This window comes from Kitasatospora sp. NPDC059577, from assembly GCF_042735475.1.
GTDB lineage: Bacteria > Actinomycetota > Actinomycetes > Streptomycetales > Streptomycetaceae > Kitasatospora.
This window is the reverse complement of sequence record NZ_JBHWBZ010000033.1, coordinates 83113-89328: the sequence shown is the minus strand read 5'-3', so window position 1 is coordinate 89328 and position 6216 is coordinate 83113. Positions and strand designations below refer to the sequence as shown.

Genomic DNA, 6216 nt, shown 5'->3' with positions numbered 1-6216 from the left:
TGAGCGCCAGCGCGAAGCCACGGAACCCGACGGACGGCGCCCCGGACTCCCGCACGCGGACGTGCCGGTCCACGCCGAAGGCGGCGTGGAAGCGCTGCGCGGCCCCGAGGTCGGCCACCTCAAGGGTGACGGACGCGAGGGACACGGTGGACGCGGTGGACGCGGTGCTTTCGTTGTTTCCCATGTCCGTCACGCTACGGGCGGCCCGGTGCCCGGGGCTTCTCGAATCCTGATCGGTCCCGCCCGGTCCCGCCCGGCCCCACCCGGTCCCGTCACCTGCTGCGCCGCGCAGACACCGCCGCCGATGTCGATGGCCGCGTCGGCGGCGGATCGCCTGCCCGTCCGTCCGACAAATCGTTGGGCCCAACCGGTCCACGCCTGCCACAATGCCGCCGGTGACGGTGGTGGACAAGGCGTGGGAGCGGCTCGGGTCGCAGCTGGGTTCGGCGGAGTTGGTCGCGATGCTGCGGCGGCTTGCGGGGGGCGAACCGGCCGACGGGCAGGCGGTGTTCCATGCGTTGTACTCGGACCGACGGGGAATGAGTGCCCTCGCACCGGACGCGCTGCCGTTCGTGCTGGCCCTCGCCCGCGACCCGGCGCTTCCGGCCCGCGAGGAGCTGGTACTGGCCCTGCACATGCTGGTCGGGTGCGCGCGGTCGCAGCCCGAGGAGCGGATCGCCCCGGGCTGGCCGTCCGCCTGGCGGGCCTGCCGTGCGGCCGCGGAGCCGCTGGTCTCGGATCCGGATCCGACGGTGCGCCGATGGGCCGTGTCGCTGGTGGAGCGCCGGGGCCTTCTGTTGGACCGACTCCGGGCGGAGCCGGATCCGGCACTGCGGATCCGGCTCCTGCTGCGGCTGGGTCGGGTCGCGGCGCCGTCCGACGACGAGGCACGGGCGGCGGTGGCGGCCGAGGCCGACGACGACGCTCCCGCCCTTCGGCTGGCGGCGCTGCGGGCCCTGAACCGGTTGGACCCGGGCGGCGCAGCCGGGCGGGTGGACCAGTTGGTGGAGGTTTTCACCGGCCCGACAACGCCGTCGTCGGTCGATCTGCTGTGGAACCCGTTCGCCGAGGAGTACCCCGTCGAGCTCGCGGACCTGATCCTGCCGGCGGCCGAGGAGCTTCCCGGCGAGGTTGCGGCGCGGTTCACCGCCCGGCTGGCCCGCACCGGCGCGCCCGAGTTCCGGGTGGCGGCGCTGGACGCGGCCTGGCGTGTGCTGGCGATGCGGCCTTCGGCAGGTCCGGGGCTGATACCGGCGGCGGGCGAGCTGCTCGACGATCCGGACCCCCGGATCCGCACGAGAGCCGCCCACCTGCTGGCCGTCCTGGCACGGCGGGCCGCGCCGTTCGCGGACAGACTGTTCGCACTGCTGGACGACCGGAGCGGGGACGACCTGCTGGACGGCGACACCGCGGACTTCGCGCACTGGGCGCTGGCCCGGATGGGCGATCCGCGCGTGATGCCGGGCCTGGTGCAGAAGTTGACGGAGCTGGAGGAGGAGCAGGGCCGTGGCTACATCGGCGGAGATCCACGCCGCCCCGAGCCGTACGACGCCCTGATCGCCTTGGCGGAGCACGCCGACGTCCTGCGCCCGGCGTTGACGGAGCGGGTTCGGGCCGGCCGGCGGGGAGCCGACGTCCTGGCGGTGTGGGACGGCCTGTCCACCGCCGGCGACCCGTCCGCGACGCCGGATCCGGAGTCGGTGGCGGGCCGGCTCCGCCGGATGCCTCAGCACTACCAGCCGTGGCAGGACCTGCGGCCGCAACGGGCCGCGATGGCCGCCGTCGCGGCGCTCTCCCGGCGTGGCCCGCTCCCGCCGGAGGTCCGCGCGGCCGTGGAGTGCGTGTTGGCGCTGGACCGCCGGCTGTCCGACAAGGCCGACTACCGGGCGGTCCTGGACGACGAACGGCTGCGCGGCATGCTGGAGCGGGCGCTGCGCGGCGAGGCCGTGCGAATGCCCGCCCTTTCCGGTTCATTGCCTTTCTCCTGAGTCGTGCGCTTTCGAGGGCGTGCGACGGCGGCTCTCTCACCCGGGCAGCCGGTCAGTGGTCAGCCCGCCGGCCGGCGGAACCGGGAAGGGCCGGTCACACCACAAGCCGACGGTGTACCCGCCGCTCTCTCCGCTCCCGCCTTCCCCTGACCTCTCACCGGACCGGGCGAGTCGGCGGAACGGATCGGCTCCGGGGCTTCTCGCGGATCGTCACCAGCCCGTGCCGAGGAGCGTGGTCGAGGTGTACGGGCCGGTCGCGGCCGCCCGCCGGGCCAGGACGGGGCCCAGGTGCGGTGACGGTCTGCGGACTCGACACGGCGGGCACGGTCGTGGACCCGTGGCGGCCGTCCGGGCCCGCACCGGTACCCGCCGGACCTCGCCCGTCACGGCTGCCCGAGCTGCTACGACCGAACCGTCCGGTCGGCGAGCCGGACGCGGACGTTGCCCGTGATCACGCGCCGAACGGAAGGGGACTGACCGGACGTGGAGGGGTGGGTTGCCGGGCGAGGTCGAGTGCGCCGTCGACCGCGGCGATGCCTCCGACCGCTCCAGGCAGCCAGGACGTGGTCGTTCACGCCTGGAGCCGCACCGGCAGGCTCGTCAGCCCCCTCAGCATGGTGCTCGGCCGCCGCACGAGGTCAGCCGGGTCGGCGTCGAGGGCGAGGCGGGGGTGGCGCTCGATCAGGGCGCGGAGTGCGATGGCGGCTTCGACGCGGGCGAGGGGGGCGCCGAGGCAGTGGTGGATGCCGTGGCCGAACGCGAGGTGGCCTCCCGGCGCGCGGTCGCGGTGGATGTCGAACCGGTCCGGGTCGGGGTAGTGGCGCGGGTCGCGTGAGGCTGCGGCGAGGGAGACGAGGACGCTGTCACCCGCCGGGACGGTGGTGTCGCCGATCCTCACCGGTTCGGCGGCGAAGCGGAAGGCCGCGGTTTCCACCGGGCCGTCGTAGCGCAGGGTCTCCTCGATCGCGCCGTCGACGAGCCCGGGATCGGCGCGCAGGGCGGCGAGTTGCTCGGGGTGGGCGAGGAGGGAGAGCACCGTGCCCGAGATGAGGTTCACGGTGGTCTCGTGGCCCGCGACCAGCAGGAGGAAGGCCATTCCCAGCAGTTCCTCGGCGGAGAGCCCGTCGGCCGGCGTGGTGACGAGCGCGCTGAGCAGGTCCCCGCGCGGGTCGGCCCGGCGTTCCTCGATGAGGGCCGTGAGGTAGCCGGTCATGGCGCCGGCCGCCGCGCCGGCGGCTTCCGGGGAGCTGGGCGCGACCAGTTCGGTGGACCAGGTGTGGAAGCTGTCGTGGTCCGCCGCCGGTACGCCGAGCAGTTCGCAGATGACGGTCATCGGCAGTGGCAGCGCGTAGGAGGCGACGAGGTCGACGGAGCGCGCGCCGGTCAGCGCGTCGAGCAGTGTGTCGGCGACCTCCTGGATGCGGGGGCGCAGCGCCCGGATCCGGCCGGCCGTGAACTCCCGGGCGACCAGCCCGCGCAGCCGGGTGTGCTGGGGCGCGTCGCTCTGGAGCATGTTGACCCCGAGGGCGTGGCCGCCGTCGTCGGCCCATGAGGAGGAGTGCCGGATGTCGTTGCTCAGCCGGGGGTCGGTGAGGGCGGCGCGGGCCTCGTCGCGGGCGACGACCAGCCACGTCTCGCCGGTTCCCGGGACGAGTATCCGGTGCACCGGCCCCTGCTCGCGGAGTGCCGCGTAGACGGGGTACGGGTCGACGGTGACGTCGAGACCTGCGGGAGAGAGTTCCTGGAGTGTCGGAGCAGGCATGCGCGTTCCCCCTGTAAGCGGGGATAGCTCCCCGGTTGATGGCTCGACTCTATCAAACCGGGGACACATCCCCACTTGTGGGTGCGGGCGCCGGCGGCCCCCGTGCCGGGAGTGCTGCGTCAGTGCCAGTAGCCGGGGGTGCTGTCGCCGGGCTGGTACCGGTCCCACACCACGACGGCCACGACGGCGGCGACGACAAGGACGACGAGGACGACGAGGACGACGAGGACGACGGCGGGAACGACGGGGAGCAGGCAGCCGAAGACGCCTCGACGGTTTCGGCGGCTGATGCCATCCGTTGGTCCCCCACGGGTGTCGAGCGACGTGCATCCGTCCGAGCGCGGCTGCCGCAAGGGCTCGGGGCAAGAGAGCTGACGCCGCCCTCGACGGGCATGCGAAATGCCTGGATCGGCGCCCCCGTCCACCGGCAGACTGGGGCCATGACCCCCTCCTCCCCGGACCTCGTCCCCGACCCCGCGCCGCACCACCGACCGGAAACCGACGGCCCCCTCGTGGACGCCCTGAGCCGCACGGCCGTCCGGCTCGGCCTCTCCCTCCCCGCGCCCGAGGACACCTGGGAACGCCGTGCGGAGTTCAGCGACGGCGGCCGGCGCGTGGTCGTGCACCTCCTCCGCGACGGGCGCGGCTACTGGGTGCGCCTCCACCGGCAAGGCGCCTGGCTCGCCGCCGGTTCGACTGCGGAGCTGACCGCCACGGCCAGGGTCGCGGCTGCCTGGATCGGCGGCGCGAATCTGGAACGGACCAGGGCGCTCGCCCCGTTCATCCGGTGCGGGGACTGGGCCCTCGCCCACGAGCGCGAGCCGCTCGACCCGGTCGAACTGGCCTGGTGGCACATGATCGACTCCCACCGCCTGTCGCCGTGGGGCGGCAACCCCCACAGCCTCGCGCTCCTGGAGGCGGCCCACGCCCGGCCGGAGCTCCGTCAGCTGATGCCGGTCACCAGCCACTTCATGCTCTGGTTCTCCACCCGCGTCCAGTACCCGTACACCCGGGTCGGGTACTCGATCGATCCACGGCCTGACGGACGGTACGTCGTGCGGAACAGGGGAGACGTCGTCGCACACTCCGCGAGCCTGGACGAGGCCCTCGCCCTTACGGTGGCCGCACTGCCTGAGCACACCCTCCCGGCACACTGAGGCGCGCACGGCGATGGCCACAGGGACGGCGTCTGACGCCGACGGCCTTCCACGGCGGCGCTCCGGGCGCCATGGAGGCCGAGGCACAGGTCAACGGCGGGCGCAGCTTCCGGGACCCCGGAACGCACGGGTCCCGCCGCCGCCGCCCCGGCTGTTCGGCCGGCACGGCCGGTGGAGAAACGGGTAGAGAAGGAGGCCGCCCACGGGCGCCGAGCGCGGCCCGGGCCGACCATCCGGATGCGCCGCGGAGCCGATCCGGCGGGCCCTGGCACCGGCCGACCACGCCGACCTGGGCACCCCCCGGCACTCGCCGGGCGCTTCACACCGCGCTCGCCACACCACCTGCGCTCGCCGTCACCGGCAGGGACCGCTCAACCGCCCTGCCCGGGCAGCGCCGTCAGCGTGATCGCACTGTGAACCGGCACATGATGGCGACGTAGGGCCACCGCGAGCGGTCAGGACCGCAGGCCTGCCGGGTGTGTCCGCGACGGCGGGGGCGGGCCGCCCGTTGCATCGTGGCCCTGGCGCGGTGTCGGCGGCCGGCGGCGACGTCCTGGGCGGCCCCGTCCCTCGGTGGTGGTGAACGCGGGTCCGTCACAGGGTGGATCTGGAAGACTGCTGACCGGTGCGAACCGGTGTCAGGGTCGGGGAGCCGGAGGGGTGGGAGAGGCGCTGTGGAACCGGTCTTAATCGTTCTGGTCATTCTGGTGGTGCTGGTCTTCATTGCCCTGGTCAAAGCGTGTCAGACCGTGCCGGAGGCCAGCGCTGCCATCGTGGAGCGCTTCGGGCGCTACACCCGTACGCTCACGCCCGGTCTGAACTTCGTCATCCCGTTCGTCGACACTCTTCGCTTCCGGGTCGACCTGCGTGAACAGGTCATGGAGGTGCCGCAGCAGCAGGTGGTCACGCAGGACAACCGGTGCGTCGACATCGACATCGCCGTCTCCTACCGGGTGTCCGATGCGAGGGCCGCGACCTACGACGTCACCAGTTACGTCCAGGCAATCGAGCAGCTCGCGGTCGCCACGTTGCGCGGCGCGGTCGACGGCATGGACCTGGAGCAGGTCCTGACCTCCCGAGAGGAGATCATCGCGGCCCTGCGTGGTGCGTTCGACCGGGACACCGCCCGGTGGGGTGTCCTGGTCCACCGCGTCGAGTGCAAGGCGGCCGCACCGCGCACCTCCGTCCCGGGCCCGGCAGCGAAGCAGGTCGGCGCCGACCGGCATGAGAACCTCGTCGTCCCGGCCGGCGGAAACGGAGGGGCGCGTGGCACACGGCAGCCACCCGTACGGGCCGGACTGGCCCCCGG

The 6216-nt window shown here is 73.7% G+C and carries 4 protein-coding genes and 2 pseudogenes; 3 read left to right on the top strand and 3 right to left on the bottom strand.

Going from position 1 to position 6216, the window contains the following annotated elements; translation table 11 throughout:
- Positions 1-184, bottom strand: a pseudogene (locus tag ACFV0O_RS24370) (glyoxalase); the annotation flags it as partial.
- Positions 185-395: 211 nt separating this feature from the next.
- Here ACFV0O_RS24370 and ACFV0O_RS24365 point away from each other — a divergent pair.
- Positions 396-1988, top strand: a complete 1593-nt coding sequence (locus ACFV0O_RS24365) for a hypothetical protein (protein ID WP_380345261.1) — start codon at positions 396-398, stop codon at positions 1986-1988.
- A 571-nt stretch (positions 1989-2559) separates the two neighbouring features.
- On the opposite strand, the gene ACFV0O_RS24360 is transcribed toward ACFV0O_RS24365, so the two are convergent.
- Both ACFV0O_RS24360 and ACFV0O_RS24355 read right to left on the bottom strand, forming a co-directional pair.
- The gene (locus ACFV0O_RS24360; RefSeq protein WP_380345259.1) at positions 2560-3750 is read right to left on the bottom strand and encodes a cytochrome P450; all 1191 of its coding nucleotides are present in this window, start codon (positions 3748-3750) and stop codon (positions 2560-2562) included.
- 119 nt (positions 3751-3869) lie between these two features.
- Positions 3870-4103: a hypothetical protein gene (locus tag ACFV0O_RS24355; RefSeq protein WP_380345257.1), complete on the bottom strand. Its 234-nt coding sequence runs from the start codon at positions 4101-4103 to the stop codon at positions 3870-3872.
- A gap of 87 nt (positions 4104-4190) precedes the next feature.
- On the opposite strand from ACFV0O_RS24355, the gene ACFV0O_RS24350 reads away from it, so the two are divergent.
- Positions 4191-4907 carry a DUF6193 family natural product biosynthesis protein gene (locus ACFV0O_RS24350; RefSeq protein WP_380345255.1) on the top strand — a complete coding sequence of 239 codons (717 nt, stop codon included), beginning with the start codon at positions 4191-4193 and terminating at the stop codon, positions 4905-4907.
- 674 nt (positions 4908-5581) lie between these two features.
- Positions 5582-6196, top strand: a pseudogene (locus tag ACFV0O_RS24345) (SPFH domain-containing protein); the annotation flags it as partial.
- Positions 6197-6216: the final 20 nt, after the last annotated feature.

Excerpts from the sequence above, each read along its gene's own strand:
- ACFV0O_RS24360 (WP_380345259.1), bottom strand. The coding sequence starts at position 3,750 with ATGCCTGCTCCGACACTCCAGGAACTCTCTCCCGCAGGTCTCGACGTC.
- ACFV0O_RS24350 (WP_380345255.1), top strand. The coding sequence starts at position 4,191 with ATGACCCCCTCCTCCCCGGACCTCGTCCCCGACCCCGCGCCGCACCAC.